18 protein-coding genes and 1 pseudogene are annotated in these 20,553 nt (G+C 59.8%); 16 read left to right on the top strand and 3 right to left on the bottom strand.

The window, feature by feature from the left end; genetic code table 11:
* Window positions 1-13: 13 nt before the first annotated feature.
* Window positions 14-838 (bottom strand): class I SAM-dependent methyltransferase, encoded by an 825-nt coding sequence (locus QE453_RS06775; protein ID WP_269842425.1) that lies wholly within the window; start codon window positions 836-838, stop codon window positions 14-16.
* 113 nt (window positions 839-951) lie between these two features.
* Between QE453_RS06775 and QE453_RS06780 the strand changes: the two genes are divergently transcribed.
* The 7 genes and pseudogenes from QE453_RS06780 (at window position 952) to QE453_RS06810 (ending at window position 8,582) form a co-directional block, all read left to right on the top strand.
* A complete protein-coding gene (locus tag QE453_RS06780; protein ID WP_004438321.1) occupies window positions 952-2,085 on the top strand; it encodes an ABC transporter substrate-binding protein in 1,134 nt (377 codons plus the stop codon).
* Window positions 2,086-2,183: 98 nt separating this feature from the next.
* Window positions 2,184-3,323 (top strand): ABC transporter substrate-binding protein, encoded by a 1,140-nt coding sequence (locus QE453_RS06785; protein WP_309776553.1) that lies wholly within the window; start codon window positions 2,184-2,186, stop codon window positions 3,321-3,323.
* Window positions 3,320-4,387, top strand: coding sequence for an iron ABC transporter permease (locus tag QE453_RS06790; RefSeq protein WP_034498339.1), 1,068 nt, complete (start codon window positions 3,320-3,322; stop codon window positions 4,385-4,387). The genes QE453_RS06785 and QE453_RS06790 overlap by 4 nt, the downstream gene beginning before the upstream one ends.
* The gene (locus QE453_RS06795) at window positions 4,381-5,133 is read left to right on the top strand and encodes an ABC transporter ATP-binding protein (protein WP_004438328.1); all 753 of its coding nucleotides are present in this window, start codon (window positions 4,381-4,383) and stop codon (window positions 5,131-5,133) included. Before QE453_RS06790 ends, QE453_RS06795 begins: the two co-directional genes overlap by 7 nt.
* 86 nt (window positions 5,134-5,219) lie before the next feature.
* Window positions 5,220-5,420: pseudogene (locus tag QE453_RS06800) on the top strand (hypothetical protein); the annotation flags it as partial.
* Between the two features lie 14 nt (window positions 5,421-5,434).
* Complete coding sequence (locus QE453_RS06805; protein ID WP_309776554.1) at window positions 5,435-7,282, top strand: type I secretion system permease/ATPase; 1,848 nt, start codon at window positions 5,435-5,437, stop codon at window positions 7,280-7,282.
* Window positions 7,269-8,582: an HlyD family type I secretion periplasmic adaptor subunit gene (locus tag QE453_RS06810; protein WP_309776555.1), complete on the top strand. Its 1,314-nt coding sequence runs from the start codon at window positions 7,269-7,271 to the stop codon at window positions 8,580-8,582. The genes QE453_RS06805 and QE453_RS06810 overlap by 14 nt, the downstream gene beginning before the upstream one ends.
* Before the next feature lie 24 nt (window positions 8,583-8,606).
* Here the strand turns inward: QE453_RS06810 and QE453_RS06815 are convergent, their stop codons facing one another.
* A complete protein-coding gene (locus QE453_RS06815) occupies window positions 8,607-9,527 on the bottom strand; it encodes an SMP-30/gluconolactonase/LRE family protein (RefSeq protein WP_309776556.1) in 921 nt (306 codons plus the stop codon).
* A 33-nt stretch (window positions 9,528-9,560) separates the two neighbouring features.
* Window positions 9,561-10,274 (bottom strand): GntR family transcriptional regulator, encoded by a 714-nt coding sequence (locus tag QE453_RS06820; RefSeq protein WP_034498325.1) that lies wholly within the window; start codon window positions 10,272-10,274, stop codon window positions 9,561-9,563.
* Between the two features lie 103 nt (window positions 10,275-10,377).
* Here QE453_RS06820 and QE453_RS06825 point away from each other — a divergent pair, with 103 nt between their 5' ends.
* The 9 genes from QE453_RS06825 to QE453_RS06865 are packed head-to-tail and all read left to right on the top strand — an operon-like array spanning window position 10,378 to window position 20,538.
* Window positions 10,378-11,430: a Gfo/Idh/MocA family oxidoreductase gene (locus QE453_RS06825; RefSeq protein WP_309776557.1), complete on the top strand. Its 1,053-nt coding sequence runs from the start codon at window positions 10,378-10,380 to the stop codon at window positions 11,428-11,430.
* Window positions 11,423-12,439, top strand: coding sequence for a Gfo/Idh/MocA family oxidoreductase (locus tag QE453_RS06830; RefSeq protein WP_309776558.1), 1,017 nt, complete (start codon window positions 11,423-11,425; stop codon window positions 12,437-12,439). The genes QE453_RS06825 and QE453_RS06830 overlap by 8 nt, the downstream gene beginning before the upstream one ends.
* Window positions 12,436-13,509, top strand: a complete 1,074-nt coding sequence (locus QE453_RS06835) for a Gfo/Idh/MocA family oxidoreductase (RefSeq protein ID WP_309776559.1) — start codon at window positions 12,436-12,438, stop codon at window positions 13,507-13,509. Before QE453_RS06830 ends, QE453_RS06835 begins: the two co-directional genes overlap by 4 nt.
* A gap of 22 nt (window positions 13,510-13,531) precedes the next feature.
* Window positions 13,532-14,803: an ABC transporter substrate-binding protein gene (locus tag QE453_RS06840; protein ID WP_309776560.1), complete on the top strand. Its 1,272-nt coding sequence runs from the start codon at window positions 13,532-13,534 to the stop codon at window positions 14,801-14,803.
* Window positions 14,804-14,860: 57 nt separating this feature from the next.
* On the top strand, window positions 14,861-15,829 hold the full coding sequence (locus QE453_RS06845; protein ID WP_004438359.1) for a carbohydrate ABC transporter permease: 969 nt from the start codon (window positions 14,861-14,863) through the stop codon (window positions 15,827-15,829).
* Complete coding sequence (locus QE453_RS06850; RefSeq protein WP_035208507.1) at window positions 15,822-16,865, top strand: carbohydrate ABC transporter permease; 1,044 nt, start codon at window positions 15,822-15,824, stop codon at window positions 16,863-16,865. The genes QE453_RS06845 and QE453_RS06850 overlap by 8 nt, the downstream gene beginning before the upstream one ends.
* 22 nt (window positions 16,866-16,887) lie before the next feature.
* Complete coding sequence (locus QE453_RS06855) at window positions 16,888-17,967, top strand: sn-glycerol-3-phosphate ABC transporter ATP-binding protein UgpC (RefSeq protein WP_309776561.1); 1,080 nt, start codon at window positions 16,888-16,890, stop codon at window positions 17,965-17,967.
* 37 nt (window positions 17,968-18,004) lie between these two features.
* Window positions 18,005-19,729: an L-arabinonate dehydratase gene (gene araD / locus QE453_RS06860; protein WP_125270842.1), complete on the top strand. Its 1,725-nt coding sequence runs from the start codon at window positions 18,005-18,007 to the stop codon at window positions 19,727-19,729.
* An 11-nt stretch (window positions 19,730-19,740) separates the two neighbouring features.
* On the top strand, window positions 19,741-20,538 hold the full coding sequence (locus QE453_RS06865; protein ID WP_309776562.1) for an NAD(P)-dependent oxidoreductase: 798 nt from the start codon (window positions 19,741-19,743) through the stop codon (window positions 20,536-20,538).
* Window positions 20,539-20,553 lie beyond the last annotated feature (15 nt).

Genomic DNA, 20,553 nt, shown 5'->3' on the forward strand with positions numbered 1-20,553 from the left:
CACAGACGGAGCCTCAGGTTTTGCCTGTGATGTCCGGCTTCACCGCGCAGACGGCATAACGATGCTGCAGCCCCCGGAGTATACCTTTCAGCAGGCTGAAATTTTTCGCTTGGGCGCGGTGAATGGCTTGGAGTTCCTGATCGATTGCGACAGGTTCGAAACCCGTCTGTCGCAGAAGCGCTGCAACCTCGCCGGCTCTCGCACCGTTTGAAAAATAGACACGCGACAGGATGCTAGTGAAGGTATTTTCCGGATCCGCTGGCTTGTGCGGCTGATCCTGTTTGACCAATCCCAAGCCTTCGAGACTTGCCGCAAGTTTCTTTACCAGTTTTTCGCGCCAGCTGGTATTGACGAAATCGCCATCCACGATCAGCAGGCGTCCACCCGGTTTCAGCACTCGGAACCACTCCGCGAAACTTGCCCGCGGATCGACCAGCGTCCAGACCAGATGGCGGGTGATGATGACATCGGCGCTCTCATCCGGCTCCATCGTGTTTTCGGCATCGCCGACGAAGAAACGGATGCTACGCCCACGGCTTTTTGCTTTTTCACGGGCAAGCGCCAGCATCGTTTCGGACCAGTCCATGCCGGTAACCTGAAATCCGAGATCGTCCATGAGGTGAGAGATGACGCCGGTGCCGCTGGCAAGATCGAGCGCGCTGCGCCCCTCACCCGGACCAAGATGTTTCAAGATCAGCGCGTGCCACGCCTCTCGCTCCTCTTCGGAGAAAATTTCATGGCCGGGGGACAGGTCGAAAGTCGCGGCGCGGCCGGACCAGTAGGCTTTGATTTCGTCTCTCAGGCTGTCGTTTTTGCCATATTCTATGGTGTCGATCATTGGTCTTCAGCTCATGTACCGGTCAGTTAAGAATGGCTCTAAAACATAAATGTTGACTAGTACAGTCAGAAAATAATACAGCCGCGCCAGTTAACACTGGAGAGCAATATCCGATGCGCATCTCAGCCAAATCTGCGGCATTTGCCCTTGGCCTTCTCGTATCTGCGGCATGGCCGGCATTGGCCGAAAAGGTCACCGTCAAGGATGTGACCGGCCGGGATGTCGAAGTCAACGTTCCCGTTTCGCACGTCATTCTCGGCGAAGGCCGGCAAATTTACTTCCTGGCGGCGCTCGACAAGGAAAACCCTTTCCAGCATGTGGTCGGCTGGCGTGACGATCTGTCGAAGGCCGATCCGGAAACCTACGACGCCTATCTCGCCAAATATCCCGATATCGCCAAGCTGCCGACTTTCGGCGGCATGAAGGACGGCACCTTCGATGTCGAGCAGGCGGTTGCCCTGAAGCCCGACGTCATTCTAATGAACATCGACGCGAAGACGGCGACCGAAGAGGCAGGTTACATCGAAAAGCTCGCAAAGGTCGGCATTCCGCTGGTCTATGTCGACTTCCGCGAAAAGCCGATGGAAAACACCGAGCCGAGCATGCGTCTGATGGGCAAACTTATCGGCAAGGAAAAAATCGCGGAAGACTTCATCACGTTCCGGGCGGAATCCATCGCGAAGGTAACGGACACGCTTGAAAAGGCAAATCCGAAGAAACCTGTTGTTTTCATGGAGCGTGCCGGCGGTTACTCCGACGATTGCTGCATGTCTTTCGGCAACGAGAATTTTGGCAAGATGGTGGAGCTGGCGGGCGGCATCAACATGGCCAAGGATATTATTCCGGGCACCTTCGGCACCGTCAATCCTGAGCAGATCATCGCTTCCAACCCGGAGCAGATCATCATCACCGGCGGCAACTGGAACGGTTATGTTCCCGGCGGCAACTGGGTCGGCGTCGGTTACGGCGCGGATGTGAAGGAGGCCCGTCGCAAGCTGGAAAACCTGACCAAACGCCCGGCTTTCACAGGCGTCCAGGCCGTGAAGGATGGCAATGTCCACGCCATCTGGCACCAGTTCTATAATAATCCCTATCAGTTCGTGGCCATTCAGGAAATCGCCAAGTGGCTGCACCCTGATCTCTTCAAGGATCTCGATCCCGAAGCCACGTTCAAGGAACTTCACGCCCGCTTCCTGCCGCTCGACTACAAGCCCGGCTACTTCGTTTCGCTGAAGGATGCGAAATAAGACAGGGACGGTGAAGGAGGAGCGCCGGTCCACTCGATGGATGAAGCCGCAGCCACGCGGCTTCATCGTTTTGTTTTGAACTTGATGAGGACCTTCTCATGCGGCTCAACGCCCTCAGGCATCTTGCGATGCTGGCCTTCTCCCTTTTCGCCGTCGCGGCTCATGCCGGGGAGATCACCGATGTCACCGGACGCAAGATCGAGCTGGACCTGCCGGCCAAGCGTGTCATCGTTGGCGAGGCGCGCCAGGTTCACGTCATCGCGGCGCTGAAGGGCGACCAGACTTTCGATACTATTGTTGGCTGGCGTGACGACCTGCTCAAGAAGGACCCGGACAGCTACGCCGCCTACGTCGAGCGTTTCCCCGAGATCGAGAAACTGCCGCGCTTCGGTTACGTGCCACAGGGGGATTTCAGCCTCGAGTCGGCCATCACGCTTTCGCCTGATGTCATCACACTCAATCTCGAAGCGGAGAAATCAGCCAAAGAAAGCGGTTTCGAAGAAAAAGCCGAAGCTGCGGGTATCAAGGTCGTCTATCTCGATTTTCGCATCGATCCCGAAAAGAACAGTGAAGCCTCGGTCGAAATCCTCGGCAAGCTCTTCGGTGCCGAAGAGCGCGCGAAGGACTTCATCGCCTATCGCCGTGCCGAAATCGCCCGTGTGACCGACCGGCTCGCCAGCGTCAGGGACTTGAAGCGCCCTAACGTCTTCATTGAGCGTTCCCCCGGCATTTCTGGTGAAAACAACTGCTGCCGCACTTTTGGCCCGGCCAATTTCGGTGCCATGGTCGATCTCGCCGGTGGTCGCAATATTGCCGATGGCATCATCAAGACGACCTTTGGCGACCTCAATCCCGAACAACTCGTCGTTGCCGATCCCGAGCACGTGATTGTCACAGGTTCGAACTGGGCGGCTGAATCCGACATCAATCAGTTCGTTCCCGTAGGACGCGGTGCGGAGATGGCTCTTTCCCGTGAGCGACTGGCCAACCTGATGAAGCGCACGCCGTTTCCGGAACTGACGGCCGTCAAGCAAGGCAACGTGCACGCCGTCTGGCACCAGTTCTATGGTGCGCCTTACGAGTTTTTCCCGATCCAGCAATTCGCCAAGTGGTTTCACCCCGACCTCTTCGCCGATCTCGATCCGGAAAAGAATTTCGAGGAGTTTCACCGGAAATTCCTTCCCGTCAACTACAAGCCCGGCTATTTCGCCTCGCTCGAAAAAGGTTTGAACCAATGAGTTCGCTGAATGAAAGCGCCGTTGGCGTCAGCGGGCGCGATCAATATCGCGCCCTTGCCGCGCGCAGGATCGTCATCCTCTTCGGGCTTTTCATCGCCCTGTGTTTCAGTATGGCCGCAGACATGGCGCTCGGTCCGGCTCGCTACACCCTCTCCGAAGTGCTTGCGACCATCGCCGATCCGGCCGCGGTGGGAAACCAGCTGCGTGTGGTCATCTGGGACATCCGCATGCCGATCGCGCTGATGGCGGTCACCGTCGGCGCGTCGCTTTCGGTGGCGGGCGCTCAGATGCAGACCATCCTGTCGAACCCGCTCGCCAGTCCGTTCACGCTCGGCATCTCGGCCGCCGCAAGCTTCGGTGCGGCGCTGGCGCTCGTCGGCGGGGTGGCGATCTTTCCGGGCGCCGTGCACTACATGGTGCCGATCAATGCCTTCATCATGGCAATGGTTGCGGCCCTTTTCATCCATTTCGCGTCGACCCTTCGCGGCGTGACGGTTGAAACGATCGTGCTGCTTGGCATCGCGCTGGTCTTTACCTTCAATGCGGCGCTGTCGCTGCTGGAATACCTCGCTTCCGAACAGGCGCTTGCCGCCGTCGTCTTCTGGACCATGGGCAGCCTGACGAAGGCGACCTGGGACAAGGTCTATGTCACCGCCGCCATTCTTCTCGTTACCGTGCCGATGTTCATGCGAAATGCCTGGGCGCTGACGGCGCTCAGGCTTGGCGATGACAAGGCGGCCAGCATGGGCATCAATGTGCGCCGTCTGCGGCTGCAGACGATGCTGACGGTCAGCCTGCTGGCCGCCATTCCGGTTTCTTTCGTCGGCACAATCGGTTTTGTCGGGCTGGTGGGGCCGCACATCGCCCGCATGCTGGTGGGTGAAGATCAGCGCTTCTTCCTGCCGGGTTCGGTGATCTGCGGAGCATTGCTGTTGTCTGCAACCTCGGTCATCAGCAAGATACTCATTCCCGGCGCTGTTCTGCCGATCGGCGTCATCACGGCGCTGGTGGGCGTACCTTTCTTTTTCGCGCTTATTTTCGGTAACAGGAGACGCGCATGGTAGCCCTCGCATTGAAGGATGTTGGCGCCGCCTATGGGCGCACCACGGTTCTCTCCAAGGTGGGCATCGATACGCTCGAAAGCGGTAGCGTGACGGCGGTGATCGGCCCGAATGCCGCCGGCAAGTCGACGCTTTTCAAGCGCATCGCCAGCCTGATCTCCGGTCCCGGGCTGGTGGAACTTTCCGATACCGCCCGTGGAGACCGCGCCATCTGCTACATGCCGCAGGACACCGGCGCAAACGCGGTGCTGACGGTCTATGAATCCGTTCTGCTTTCCGCCAAGCAGGGCGGCGGCTGGCGCGTTCAGGATCATGAGCTGTTCGAGATCGACGCCATTCTCAAGGCGCTGAAAATCCATGACCTTGCCTTCCGCGGGCTTGGCGAATTGTCAGGCGGCCAGCGCCAGCTGGTCTCGCTGGCACAGGCGCTTGCCCGCAAGCCGGAGGTGCTGCTGATGGATGAGCCGACTTCCGCACTCGATCTACACCGGCAGATCGAGGTTCTGGGCTTCGTCACCGAACTCGCGCAGAAGACAGGCATGATCGTTCTGATTGCGCTGCATGATCTCAACCACGCGCTGCGCTATTGCGAGAAGACGATGGTGATCGCACAGGGCGAAATGGTGGTGAGCGGCAGCACGGAAGCGGTGATAACATCCGACATGCTGCGCGAAATCTATCGCATTGATGCACGTATCGAACCCTGCTCGCAGGGCAGGCCGATGGTCATCGTCGACGGGGCAATCTGACGATGGAAGAACCCGGCTGCAAAAATTGCCGGGTTCCCTGGTAACTCGGGCCATGGGCCCGCGTCGGCGCACTAATTCTCGATGATGAGGATGGTACGGACAAGCTCGATGTATCCGCCTGGGGCGCAACATCGGTGGACGATTTGTTGTGGTATGATGATAATGGAAATGCCGTTATCCTCTTGGCCACAGACACGTCCGTCTCCGTCACGCTGAACGGCGTCGATGCCAATGTACTCGACGCATCGGACTTCATTTTCGCCAGCGCATCGGCGCTTGCCGCGTAAAGGAAAAACCGGCTGTGGGCTTTCAAAACCAGCAGCAGACACCGCCGCAGTCCCTCACTGCGGCGGTCGTTTTGCCCCTCAAGACTACGTTTTTCGGCCTCACGCTGGTCAGCGGTGTCGTCAACATATTGACGCTGACGTCGCCGCTTTTCATGTTGCAGATCTATGACCGGGTACTGGCAAGCGGCAGTCTGCCGACCCTGGTCGGGCTCGCACTTCTTGCTCTCGGGCTTTACGGTTTCCAGTGCCTGCTCGATATCATCCGTGCCCGTGTCCTGATCCGTATCGGCGAAGACTTCGACTTGCGCTACTCCCGCAGAGTGCATGACGCCGTGGTGCGCCTGCCGCTCGTCAACCGCATGCCGGGTGACGGCCTTCAGCCGCTGCGTGATCTCGACAATGTACGCGGCTTTTTATCCGGCACGGGACCGACTGCCTTTTTCGACCTGCCGTGGATGCCGCTTTATCTCGGCATATGTTTCCTGTTCCATTTCTGGATCGGTGCAACGGCGCTCGCCGGCGCTGTGCTGCTGGTCTCGCTCACAATTTTCACCAATATCTTTTCTCAAAAACCAATCCGCGACACCATGGTGGAAAACATGGTCCGCAACCGGCAGCTGGAGGCCTCCCGCCGCAACGCAGAGGTGGTGCAGGCCATGGGGCTTGGCGGCCGGCTCGGTAAACGCTGGCAAAATTCCAACGAGGCCTATCTCGCCGCCAATCGCAGGGCGGGCGATGTGGCAGGCGGCCTCGGCAATATCGCAAAATCGCTTCGGGCCGTTCTACAATCGGCAATTCTTGCTGTCGGCGCTTGGCTCGTCATCGAGCAGGAAGCCTCCGGCGGCGTGATGATCGCCAGTTCGATCATGATGGGCCGGGCACTGGCGCCTGTCGATCTCGCCATTTCCAACTGGAGGTCCTTCGCGGCCGCCCGGCAGAGCTGGGCACGGCTGAGAGAGCTTTTTTCGCAAATGCCGGCCGATGCCGCTGCCATGGCCCTGCCGAAGCCAGAGAAGGAATTACGGGTCGAGAATGTCACCATCGTTCCGCCGGGCGGAAAAAAGCCCATCGTTGCTGGGCTCGGTTTCGTCGTGACAGCGGGAAACGCGCTCGGCATCATCGGTCCGTCAGGTTCGGGCAAATCGACGCTATCGCGCATTCTCACCGGCGCGTGGATGCCTGCCGCCGGCAAGGTGCGGCTCGATGGCGCAAGCTTCGATCAGTGGGACCGGGAAGCGCTTGGCCGCCACATCGGTTATCTGCCGCAGGGCGTGGAACTTTTTGAAGGCACCATCGGGGAGAATATCGCCCGTTTCGCGGACAACCCAGATCCCGAAGCCATCATCGCTGCAGCTAGGGCTGCCGGCGCACATGAGCTGATCCTGCGTTTCGAAAAGGGGTATGACAGCGATATAGGCGAGGCGGGTTCAGCTCTCTCAGCCGGGCAGCGCCAGCGCATCGGTCTGGCCCGCGCTCTTTATGGCAATCCCTTTATCGTGGTGCTGGATGAACCCAACGCCAATCTTGACGCGGAAGGCGAGGCGGCAGTGGTCCGGTCGATTGCCTCCGTCAAGGCGCGCGGTGGTATTGCCGTTGTCGTCGCCCATCGGCCAAGTGCCATCGGTGCGGTGGATTTCATCCTGATGATGGAAGAGGGAAGGATGAAGGCCTTTGGCCCGCGCGACGAGGTGCTGTCCAAGGTGCTGCGTGTTCCGCAGGGGCAGGGCGGCAAAGGTTTCACCGCATCCGCGCAAACGGTCTCACCGCTGCGCGTCGTGGCCAATACCCAGGCCCGGCCCGCCGGGCTGGAAGACGGCCGTGAAGAGAACAGCCGGAAGGGAGAGACGGATGTCAAAGATTGATCAGCGCAGCAGCGTTTCCCGCTCCATCCGCAAGCATCTCTTTGCGGGACTCGCCGCAAGCATTGCGCTTCTGGCCGGTGTCGGGGGCTGGGCCGCGACGACCCGTCTTGCCGGTGCAGTCGTCGCCTCCGGTCATCTGGTTGTGGATTCGTACACGAAAAAGGTCCAGCATCCGAGCGGCGGTGTCGTCGGTGAAATTCTTGTGAATGAGGGCGAGAGGGTGAAGGCCGGCGATGTGGTCATGCGTCTCGATGCGACGCAGACCCGTGCCAATCTCGCCATCTTGACCAAGCGCCTGGACGAACTGACTGCACGGATGGCCCGACTGGAAGCCGAGCGGGACGATTTGCTTGAACTCGCCTTTCCGCGGACTCTGATCGCGCGCATGGATGACCCGAATGTCGCTTCTGCCATGCGCAGTGAAGCGAAGCTGTTCGAATTCCGCAAGTCCTATCGCGAGGGCAGGAAAGCGCAGCTGTCCGAGCGCATCACCCAGTTCGAACATGAGATCGAAGGTCTGAAGGCGCAGGAAGTGGCCTATGATAACGGGCTTGCGGTGTTGCAGGCTGAAATTGCCTCGCAGAAATCCCTGCGCGAACAGGGCGTCGTCTCCGTGCAGCGGCTGAATAGCCTGCAGACTCAGGCCGCGACATTCGGCGGGGAGCGCGGCGAAAAAATCGCCTATCAGGCACAGACTGCGGGGCGCATCACCGAAACCAAGCTGCAGATCCTTCAGATCGATCAGGAATTGCGGACCGAGGTCGGGAGGGAACTGCGCGAAATACAGGCCCAGATGGGCGAATTCGTCGAGCGCAAGGTTGCCGCCGAAGATCAATTGAAACGCATTGATATCGTCGCGCCGCAATCAGGCACGGTGCATGAAATGGCTGTGCATACGGTGGGGGGCGTCGTAACGCCGGCAGATCCGATCATGCTGATCGTACCTGACGGAGATGACCTTGCGCTCGAGGTGCAGATCCTGCCGAAAGACATCGACCAGCTTCAGGTGGGGCAAAAGGCCATGTTGCGCATGACCGCCTTCAATCAGCGTGTCACGCCGGAGCTGGAAGGTCATGTCAGCCGCATTGCGGCGGATATCACGACAGATCAGCGCACCGGGCTATCCTATTATCTGGCACGGGTTTCCGTCCCGGTTACCGAGCGGAAGAAGCTGAACAATGCGCCGCTGGTGCCGGGCATGCCCGCCGAGGCCTTTATCCAGACCAGCGAAAGAACGGCGCTGTCCTACATCGCCAAACCGCTGACGGACCAGATCAGCCGCGCCTTCCGGGAGGACTAGGAATTCGAACCCGACCTGAGGGCGTTATCCACCTTCGCCAAAACGGAAGCCGGCGAACCCTCTCGTTTGCGTCGGGATAGCCCAGACGCCGCCCGAAAATGGCGCTTTGTTAAGCCGGTCTTCGGACATGTTGTGGCGGTGTGATGTCAGGAAAAGGATGCTGAAATCAGGCCCTCCGAAGCAGGGCATCGTGGGGTGAGGGACAGGAGCCGCGATCACGTTCGTCAGCTTGCCATCGGGCGAGAAAATGTTCAACACGCCAGCGGAAACGCCCGCGCTGTAATAGTTGCCGCTGCTATCGAGACAGCCGCCATCGGGTCTTCCTGTTTCTTCGGTCATCCGGGCCACCTGTACGCCCTCATCGAAGGTGCCGTTCAGGCGGTCGAATTTTCGCCGGCGTATCCATTTCTGGACGGAATCGCTTTGCCACATGATCGATCCGTCGGAAGAAAAAGCGAGGCCGTTCGGGCATGTCAGCCCGGTCTGCATGCGCTCGGCGCTTTTTTCGGTGATCCGCCAAAGCTCGCCATGGGGCTCCATGTCCGAAAGCGGCACATTGTGCATTGTTCCCACCCAGAAAGCGCCGTCCGGGCCGATCCGTCCGTCATTCAGCCGGCAGGGGATGCCTTCGGGTGCCGGAATGGAATAGAGGAGACGCGTTTTGCCGCTGTCCGGATCGAGGATGACGATGTCCATGCCACAAGCGACGATGAGTTCGCCGTTCTGGCAAAGGCCGAGACTTGAAACCGTCCTGGGGAACGGCCATTCTTGATAGACGCCGGGCTCAAGACCTGCGCACCGCACGGTCTTTCCGAGAATATCGCACCAGAAAAGCACCTGTCGCCGCTCGTCCCAGACAGGGGATTCCGCCAGTGTACTCATCGTGTCGCACAGAAGTTTCGTTTGCGGCATGGCAAGCGCTTGTCCGGGATTTGCCGTATTCATGATGTTCGAACCGTTGAAAAAGATGCCGCAGAATTACTCGAAATAGTCCTGGTGGTTCTCGAAGACTTGCGAAAGAATGCCGAGGACACGTCTCAGATGTTTGCGCAAATTATCGGTCGCGCGGGCTTCGTCTCCTGCCCTGATTGCGTCATATACCGCCTCATGTTCGGAAAGCAGGCGTGCCATATGCGCTTCGTCGGTTATGGCGAGTGCGCGCAGGCGATCCAGCCCCGCCTTCTCGCGGATCAGCAGGGATTCCAGTCGTTCAAGCCCCGTCGCGGCGGCAAGCGCGCTGTGGAATTGGTCGTCATGAACGCGGAAAGCCTTTCTGTCTCCATTGCGCATTGCTGCCCGCTGGCCGTTCAGGGCGTGTTCGATCTCCTGTTCCGCTTCCGCAGTCAGGCCTATCTGGCACAGCCTGCACACTGCCGCCACCTCAAGTGCCTCGCGGATGAATTGCGCGCTGCGGATGTTCTTTTCCGATAATCTCGAAACATAGGTGCCGCGGCTTGGCAGCGTCACGATCAAACCATCGTCGCGCAGACGGCTCAGCGCCTCTCGCACCGGGGTTCGGCTGGAATTGAACGACTGTCCGATTTCGTTTTCCGAGACTGCCTGACCGGGAAAAAGCTCCCGTGAAAGGATTGCGGATTTCAGCGCGGAATAAATCTGGTCCACGACCGGACGGTTAAGGTCCAGTCGCTCCATTGTCGGCACGGTGCCGCCTGTCACGGGAATTTTCGGCATATACCCTCCAGCGTTCTCATAACCGGTATACCGGAACACAAGTCTGTTGACAACCGGCATACCGGTATGCAAATGATTGCGTATTGGGAAGGAGGCTCCCGAAATGCAAAATATCAAGACCTGCGTCATCGTTGGTGCCGGAATGGTAGCGAAGACGCATGTGCTTGCCTGCGCGGCAAGCCCTGAGAAGATTCGCCTTAAGGGCATCGTGGATGGTGGTTCCGGCCGCGCCAAGGCGCTGGCCGCCGAAGCGTCGAAACATACCGGATATGAAGTGGTCGTTTATTCCTCGGTCGAGGAAGCGGCGCGCGATGCGGATGTCGATTTCGCCATCATCGCGACACCGCCGAATGCTCGCATCGATATCGTTGGGCAGCTCGCGAAAGCCGGCAAGCACATCCTGATGGAAAAGCCTGTCGCCAGAAATACGCAGGAAGCCGACGGTCTCGTCGCCCTGTGTCGTGACGCGGGTGTCACGCTTGGCATCATCTTCCAGCACCGCATGCGGGCTGCATCGCAAAAAGCCCGTGAGCTCGTTGATGGCGGCACGCTCGGAGCGCTTGGCCTCTGCGAAATCTCCGTGCCCTGGTGGCGCGCGCAATCCTATTACGACGAACCGGGTCGCGGCACGCTGGCACGCGATGGCGGCGGTGTTCTGATCTCCCAGGCAATTCATACGATCGATCTGGCATTGAGCCTGACGGGGCCAGTGGCCAGTGTTCAGGCCATGGCTGCGACGACGCGGTTCCATCGCATGGAAACCGAAGATTATGTTTCTGCCGGGCTGCGGTTCAAGAACGGTGCTGTCGGCTCGCTCGTTGCAAGCACCGCTAGTTTCCCCGGCGCTGCGGAATCGATCCTGCTGCATTTCGACAATGCCAGCCTTCGGCTCGCTTCGGGTCTGTTGCTTCTCGACTGGCGCGATGGCCGGCAGGAGACTTTTGGCGGCGGTGCCGCTGGCACGGGCGGCGGCGCCGACCCCATGGCTTTCACGCATGAATGGCATCAGGGCGTCTTCGATGATTTCGCAGACGCCATCTCTTCAGGACGCCCGCCGGTCGTCACCGGTGAAGCGGCTCTTTTGTCTCACAGATTGATCGACGCGATCATCAACTCGGCCGACACCGGCAAGGAAGTGGAACTGCAGGATGAGTAAAGCAATCAAGTTCGTCGCTCTCGGTATTGAGCATCGGCATATTTTCGGCATGGCCCAGAACCTGCTGGATGCCGGCGCGGAATTTGCCGGCTGGTGGACGGAAGGCGAGCCCGATGTCGTGGAAGGCTTCGTCAAGCGCTTCCCGGATGTGCCGCGCGCAGCATCGAAAGAGGCGCTGCTGGCTGACGGCACCGTCGATCTCGTCGTGATCGCCGATATTCCCTCCAAGCGCGCCGATCTCGCAATCGCCGCCATGGAAGCCGGCAAGGATGTCATGTCCGACAAGCCCGGTTGCACCACATTCGAACAGCTCGACCGCCTGCGCCAGACGGTGGCAAAGACCAAGCGCATCTGGACCGTGGATTTCTCCGAGCGCTTCGAAGTGCCAAGCGTGACCAAGGCTGCTGAACTCGTTGCCCAGGGCGCCATCGGCCGCGTCATCCAGACTGTCGGCCTCGGCCCGCACCGCCTGAACCGCCAGATTCGCCCGAAGTGGTTCTTCGAGCGCGAAGCCTACGGTGGTATCATCACCGACATTGCCAGCCACCAGATCGACCAGTTCATGTTCTTCACCGGCTCGACCGAGGTTGAGATCGTGTCCGCCACCGTTGCCAATTACGCCAACCCGCACGATCCGGGTCTTCAGGATTTCGGCGAGGTCGTGCTGCGCGGCGACAAGGGTCACGGCTATATCCGCGTCGACTGGTACACACCGGATGCGTTGCCGACGTGGGGTGACGGCCGTCTGACCATCCTTGGCACCGAGGGTTACATCGAGCTGCGTAAATATGTTGACGTCGGCAACACCGAAGGCACTGATCGCCTCGTTCTCGTGAATGGCGACCGCTGCGAGTATATTGATGCTTCCGGTGCTGGCCTGCCCTATTTCGCCCGTATCTGCGACGATATCCGCAACCGCACCGAAACGGCAATGACGCAGGAACACGTCTTCAAGGTCTGCGACCTCTCGCTTCAGGCGCAGGCCAAGGCTGAGGGAGTCTCCAAATGATTGGTGTTGCCATCATCGGCGCCGGCATCGGCGCCCAGCATCTGACCGGTTATCGGGCGCTGCCAAAGCGCTTCGTCGTCAAGGCGATCTGCGATCTCGATCTGGAGCGCGCCCGCTCCGTCGCCGGCGATGATACCTCCATTCGTCTGACCACCGATCTCGATGAGGTTCTGGCCGATGAGAGCATCCAGCTGATCGACGTCTGCCTGCCGCCGCACCTGCATTTTCCGGTGACGCTGAAGGCGCATGCGGCGGGCAAGGACGTCGTCTGCGAAAAGCCGTTGGTTCGCTCTCTGGAAGAAGCCAATGCGCTGATCGACTCCGTCAAGAAGACCGGTCGCGGCGTGTTTCCCGTCTTCCAGTACCGCTTCGGACAGGCGATGCGGCAGATGCGCGCGCTCATCGATGCCGGTCTTGCCGGCAAGGCCTTCGTCGCGAGCTCGGAAGTCCATTGGAACCGTGGCGCGAGCTATTACGACATTCCCTGGCGCGGCACCTGGAAGGGTGAATGCGGCGGTGCAATCCTCGGTCATGCCATTCATGCCCATGATCTTCTCTGCCACGTCCTCGGCCCGGTCGAAGAAGTTTTCGCCATGGCCGATACGCGGGTCAACACCATCGAAACCGAAGATTGCGCAGCACTCAGCTTCCGCATGAAAAGCGGTGCGCTCGCAACCAGCTCGGTCACGCTCGGCGCGGCCGAAGACACCTCGCGCCTGCGTTTCTGCTTCGAGGGCTTCACGGCGGAAAGCGGCACCTTGCCGTATCGTCCGGCGGAAGACACCTGGCGTTTCATCGCCCGCGCCCCGACCACACAGGATCAGATCGACGCCGTTCTGGCGACCGTAGCGGATGGCGAAAACGGCTTTGCCGGTTTTGTCGAAGCCATTGCCGACGCGATGGAAGGACGCGGCGGCAAGGAAGTGACGGTTCATGACGGCTTGCAGTCAATCGAACTCGTGACAGCCATCTACCGATCGGTCCGGGAAGGAAAGCCGGTTCGTCTGTCCGACGCCGCCGAAGGTGAGTGGATCAAGGGCTGGGCTCCGAGCGCATCCGCAAAAGCATAATCATCTAACGGGAGGAAACCAGATGACCAGAAAATACAGCATGGCACTGGCGCTCGCCATTGGCGCGGCGTCCTTTGCCGGTGCCGCGCAGGCGGCCCAGGAAGTGCGCTTCACCTGCGCTTATGACGGTAACGGCTGCGAAATCCTGAAGGATATTCTCGCACGTTACGAAAAGCAGCATCCCGATGTGAAGATCGTCACCGATGTCGTGCCCTACAAGGCGCTGCTGGAAGGTCTGCCCGTTCAGCTCGCCGGCGGCAGTGGTCCTGACTTCGCAACCGTGACCGATCTTGGCGGTCTCAACCGCTATTATCTCGATCTGACGCCCTATGTGGACGCGAAGTATTGGGAAGACAATTTCTCCAACGTGCTGAAATGGTACCGCAGCGGCCCTGACGACAAGGGCATCTACGGCATGCACACGCAGCTCACCATCACCGGCGCCTTCATCAACCGCACGCTTTTCGATCAGGCCAATGTGGCCGTTCCCGGCAAGGATGCAACGCTGGACGATTGGGCAAAGGCCGCCAATGCCGTTGCCAAGGCAACGGGCACGCCTTATCCGATGGCGATCGACCGTTCCGGCCACCGCATCGCCGGCCCGGCCATTTCTTACGGCGCGAAGATTTTCGACGCCGACGGCAAGCCGATCCTCATCGATGAAGGCTTCACGACGTTCGTGAAGAAGTTCGTGGAGTGGAACAAGGACGGAACCATGGCGCGTGACGTCTGGGCTGGTCAGGGCGGTAATACCTACCGCGACGCCGCGCAGGAATTCATCAACGGCCAGCTGGTCTATTATTATTCCGGCAGCTGGCAGACAGCGCGCTTCGACAGCCAGGTGGGCGATGCCTTTGACTGGGAAGTCGTGCCGCAGCCCTGTGGTGGCGCAGCCTGCACCGGCATGCCCGGGGGCACCGGCATCGTCGGTTTCAAGCAGACCAAAAACCCGAAGATCGTTGCCGACATCCTGAACTTCCTTGCTCAGGACGAGAACTATCTCGACTTTACGGTGCGTACCCGCAACGTTCCGGCGAACAAGTCGGTGGCGGACAAGGGCGTGACCTATACCGGTGCGACGCCTGCGACGCAGAAGGCCATGAATGCCTGGCTCGACCAGATCCCCGGTCTCAGCCCGATTGCCTACGCCTACCAGGGCTACAAGAACAACCGCGCCATGTTCAACATCTCAGTCCAGCGCATCACGCAGGCTATCGTCGGTGAAAGCACCGTTGATGAGGCCATGGCCCGTGCGAAGACGGACCTTGAGGAAGCGTTGAAACAGGCGAAGTGATCCATCGCCTTCCGGCGCGGCGCATGCCGCGCCGCGCCGGATCGAAGGAGGACCCTCATGTATAAATTTCTTGCGCCCGTCATGGGCATTGTCGAACTGCCCTTTTCCTTCCTGCAGAAGGTTCTTGGCCACAGGCGGATTGCGTGGGTGTTTCTGACACCCAACCTGATCCTGTTTGCGGTCTTCGCCTTCCTGCCGATCCTGCTGAACATGGCCTACTCCGTGACCGGCAGCGAACACATATTGCTTTCCGAGCGCCCTTCGGTGGGCGGCGAAAACTTTTCGGTCCTTCTTTCCTGTCAGAACTACCTTGATCCCAATTCCTGTGCGCGCGACCTGTTCTGGCGCTCCGTCTGGAACACGCTGTTCTTCGTCGTGCTGCAGGTGGGTTTCATGGTCGGCTTTTCGCTGATCACGGCCATCGTGCTCAACCGCGATATCCGGGCGCGCGGCTTTTTCCGTGCGGTGTTCTTCTTCCCTGTTTTGCTGTCGCCTGTCGTCGTGGCCTTGATCTGGAAGTGGATACTCCAGCGTTTCGGCGTTCTCAATGCGGCGATGGAAGGCTTAGGCCTCGGTTCGGTGGACTGGTTGCTCGAAGCCAATCTTGCCTTCGGCTGGTCGGTCTTCCTGTCGGTCTGGGCGCATATGGGTTTTTACACGCTCATTCTCCTCGCCGGCCTTCAGGCGATCCCGCGCGATGTCTACGAGGCGGCGCAGCTGGACAAGGCAAGCCCATGGCGCATCTTCCGGCGCATCACCCTTCCGCTGCTTGCGCCCACCATGCTCGTCGTTCTCGTCCTGTCGGTCATCAAGGGCGTGCAGACTTTCGATGAAGTCTTTGCCTTTACCGGCGGTGGCCCGGGTTCGGCGACGACCTTCATCATTCAATTCATCTATCAGACCGGCTTTGCCGGGACGCCCCGGAATTTCGGACTTGCGGCTGCCGCTTCGCTGCTGCTCGCCGTGGTGCTCGTGGTGCTGACCGCCCTGCAATTCCGGGCAAACAGGAGCAAGGTCGATGGCTAGGATTGGCGCATTTCTGACCCGTACCCGCGGCCGTAACGGCAAACTGCATTGGACCGATTGGCTGTCCTACGCCTATCTCGGCGTGGCCGTGCTGATGATGTTCGGTCCTGTCGTTTGGCTAGTGCTCTCGTCGTTCAAGACGGAAGCCGATCTCCAGCGCTTTCCGCCACGGCTGCTGCCCTATAGCCAGGAAACCATGGTGGTGGACGGGCAGCCAAATCCGCTGCCGGCCTATGTCGACAAGGATGGCCGCAAGCTCGGCATGATCAGGCGTATCGGCCTCGTGGCGCAGGTGGTTGATCCCGCCAAGCCGGCGGAAGTGCTGAAGATGCAGTTCAACGAGCTGAAGCCGGCTGAAAAGGTGGCGCTCGCGACGGAAAACTACACCGAGCTTTTCCAGCGCTTCAATTTCCCGCTCTATTTCTGGAACTCGACCTTCATCACGGTCACCTCGACCATCATCATGCTGATCGTCAATTCCATGGCGGCCTTCGCGCTCTCGAAATATCAGTTCAAGGGCAGGGGCGCCGTGCTGGCGCTGGTGGTCGGTACGCTTATGATCCCGCAGACAGTTGTGCTTGTGCCGTTGTTCCTCATCACCAGCCAGCTCGGTTTGATCAACAGTCTGTGGGGCGTCATCATTCCCGGTGCGGCAACACCGACAGGCGTCTTCCTGCTGCGGCAATACATGCTGACGATACCCGATGAAATCCTCGATGCGGCGCGCATGGACAAGGCCAGCGAGTGGAAAATCTACTGGCGCATCATCCTGCCGCTCTCGGCACCCGCGCTCGCGGTTCTAGCGATCCTTGCGATCATGTGGCGCTGGAACGACTTCCTCTGGCCGCTGATCGTGCTGACCCGCAACGACAACTTCACCCTGCAGCTGGCACTTAACTCCTTCCAGGGCGAGATGACGACGGAATGGAGCAATCTTCTGGCCATGACGGTGCTGACACTCGCCCCGATCGCACTGGTCTTCATGTTCCTGCAAAAATATATCGCCACCGGCATTGCGTCCACGGGCGGCAAATAATCCTCAGGGAGGAAATACGACAATGGCAAGTATAGAGCTTCGTCAGGTCAAAAAAACATATGGCGCCCTCGATGTGATCAAAGGCGTTGATCTCGATATCAAGCACGGCGAATTCTGCGTATTCGTCGGCCCTTCCGGCTGTGGCAAGTCCACCCTGCTGCGCATGATCTCCGGCCTAGAAGAGTTGAGCGGCGGCGATATCGTCATCGGCGGCGATGTGGTCAATACGGTGCCGGCTGCGGATCGCGGCCTTGCAATGGTGTTCCAGTCCTACGCCCTCTACCCGCATATGACGGTCCGCGAAAACCTCTCTTTCGGTCTTGAGAACATCGGCACGCCGAAGAAGGAGATCGCCGAGAAGATCGCGCAGGTCGCCAAGATGCTGCAGATCGATCAGCTTCTCGAGCGTCGTCCCAAGGATTTGTCGGGTGGGCAGCGCCAGCGCGTCGCCATCGGCCGCGCCGTGGTGCGGGAACCTCGCGTGTTCCTCTTCGACGAACCGCTTTCCAACCTCGATGCGGAACTGCGCGTCGATATGCGCGGCGAAATTTCCAGTCTGCACCGGCGTCTCGGCAACACCATGATCTACGTCACGCATGATCAGGTGGAAGCGATGACCATGGCCGACAAGATCGCCGTTTTGCGGGCTGGTAAACTCGAACAATTTGGCGTGCCGCTCGACCTCTACAACCGCCCGGCCAATCTCTTCGTGGCAGGCTTTATCGGCTCGCCGAAAATGAACTTTTTCGCAGGCGAAGTGACCTCGGACGCAACGCCCGCGCTCAAGATCGCGACGGGCGAGTTGATCCCACTGCCACAGACCGGCTTTGCCTATAAGCCCGGCCAGAAGGTGACGCTCGGCATCCGCCCGAACCATGTGGAGCCGGGCGAGGGCGGCGCGTTGACCATGTCGGTGCGCACGGCGGAACAGCTGGGCGGCGAGTCCTATCTATACGGCAATCTCGGTGACGGCACTTCTGTAACGCTGCATCTTTCCGGCCAGACCTCGACATCGGCGGGCGAAGTCATCCGCCTGTCGGCGCCACTTCAACACGTCCACCTTTTCGACACGACGAGCGGGCTGACGCTCCGGCAGGACTGACAGCCTTAGGCACCACCCGCAACGTAGGACCAATGACATGACCGATAAAAAACTCCGCTCCGACCGCTGGTTCGCTCCCGACGACCTGCGCAGCTTCGGCCACCGCTCGCGCATGATGCAGCTGGGCTATGCGGAGGAGGATTTTATCGGCAAACCCGTCATCGGCATCCTCAACACCTGGTCGGAGCTCAACACCTGTCATTCGCACTTTCCAGAGCGCGTGCAGGATGTGAAACGCGGCGTGTTGCAGGCTGGCGGCTTCCCCGTCGAAATGCCGTCGCTTTCCGTGGATGAGAGCTTCACCAAGCCGACATCGATGCTTTACCGCAACATGCTGGCGATGGAGACGGAAGAAATGATTCGCTCGCATCCGCTGGATGGTGTGGTGCTGATGGGCGGTTGCGACAAGACGACGCCGGGCCTCGTCATGGGTGCGATCTCGGCCGGTGTGCCGATGATCTATCTGCCCGCCGGCCCGATGCTGAGCGGAAATTATGCCGGCAAGGTGCTGGGCTCGGGTTCGGACGCCTGGAAATATTGGGATGAGCGCCGCGCAGGCAATGTTACGGACGAGGAATGGCGTGGCGTGCAGGGCGGCATTGCCCGTTCTGCCGGTGTGTGCATGACGATGGGCACGGCCTCGACCATGACGGCCATTGCCGACGCGCTCGGCATCACCCTGCCGGGTGCCTCCTCCATTCCGGCAGTCGATTCCGAACATCAGCGCATGTCCGCGGCCTGTGGCCGCCGCATTGTCGAGATGGTTTCGGAAGACCTGACACCGAACCGCATCCTTACGGCGGCAGCTTTCCGCAACGCCGCCATCGTCGCCATGGCGACAGGTTGTTCCACCAATGCTGTCGTCCACCTCATCGCCATGGCGCGCCGCGCCGGCGTGCCGATGACGCTGGATGAGCTGGACGAACTTGGCCGCGTTACACCGCTCATCGCCAATGTCCGCCCCTCCGGCAAGAACTATCTGATGCAGGACTTCTTTTACGCCGGTGGCCTGAGGGCGCTGATGAAGCAGCTGGAAAGTCGTCTCGACTGTTCCGTGCTGACCGTGACTGGCCGCAGCATGGGCGAAAACCTTGAGGGTGCAAAAGTCTATAATGATGACGTGATCCGCTCGCTGGACAATCCCGTCTATGCGGAAGGCTCTCTTGCCGTGCTGCGCGGCAATCTCTGCCCTGACGGTGCCGTCATAAAGCCCGCCGCCTGCGACCCCAAACTCCATATACATCAGGGTCCGGCGCTGGTGTTTGACAGCTACCCTGAAATGAAAGCCGCCATCGACGATGAAAATCTCGATGTGACCCCCGACCATGTGCTGGTGCTGCGCAATGCCGGTCCGCTCGGCGGCCCCGGCTTCCCGGAATGGGGCATGCTGCCCATTCCAAAGGCGCTGATCAAAAAAGGGCACCGCGATATGCTGCGCATCTCAGACGCCCGCATGTCCGGCACGTCCTACGGTGCCTGCGTACTGCATGTCGCACCGGAAAGCTTCGTTGGCGGTCCCTTGGCGCTCCTGAAAACGGGCGATATCGTCCGCCTCGACCTGCCGCAGCGTCGTCTCGACATGCTGGTCAGCGAAGAGGAAATCGCTCAGCGCCGGGCGGCATGGCAAGCGCCTGCGCCGCGTTATGAACGTGGGTACGGCTATCTCTTTTCCAAGCACGTGACGCAGGCCGACCAGGGTTGCGACTTCGACTTCCTGCAGACAGATTTCGGCCGTTCCGCCGGCGAGCCCGATATTTTCTAAGAGGCCCCATCATGTTGAAGCGATTGCTCATCACCGGTGCCGGCGGCAAGCTGGGCAGCATGTTGCGCGGGCGGCTTGGCCATGTTGCCGAAACCATCCGTCTTTCTGATGTGGTTGATCTCGGTTCGCCAGCGCCTCATGAAGAGTTCGTCCACTGCGCGCTGGAGGACGAGCAGGCGGTTTACGATCTGGTCAAGGATTGCGACGGTATCGTCCATCTCGGCGGAGTTTCCGTAGAAAGGGCGTTTGATCCCATCGAGGCTGCCAATCTGCGTGGTGTCTACAATCTCTACGAGGCGGCCAGAGCACACGGCAAACCTCGCATCCTGTTCGCGTCCAGCAACCACACGATCGGTTATTACCCGCAGGGGCAGCAACTTAGCCCTGAGACGCCTTTTCTGCCTGATGGCCTCTATGGGGTTTCGAAGATTTTCGGCGAGGCCATGGCAAGCCTCTACCATTGCAAATTCGGACAGGAGACGGCTATCGTGCGTATCGGCTCCTGTGACGAGAAACCCACGAACTGGCGCATGTTGTCGACCTGGCTCAGCTACGGTGACTTCGTGTCTCTGATCGAGGCCACCTTCCGCGTGCCGAAACTCGGCTGCCCGGTCATCTGGGGCGTTTCAGCCAATGACGACAGCTGGTGGGATAATTCCCATGTCGAGTTTCTCGGCTGGCAGCGGCGCGACAATGCCGCGCGTTACCGGGCGGAAATCGAGCGCGATGTCCCGCGCCCCGGCCCCGAGGCAGCGATCGCAAAATATCAGGGCGGCATTTTTATCGATGAGCCTATTCACAGGACTTGAAACACATCCATCCGG

Source organism: Agrobacterium sp. SORGH_AS_0440, from assembly GCF_031453135.1.
Taxonomy (GTDB): Bacteria; Pseudomonadota; Alphaproteobacteria; order Rhizobiales; family Rhizobiaceae; genus Agrobacterium; species Agrobacterium pusense.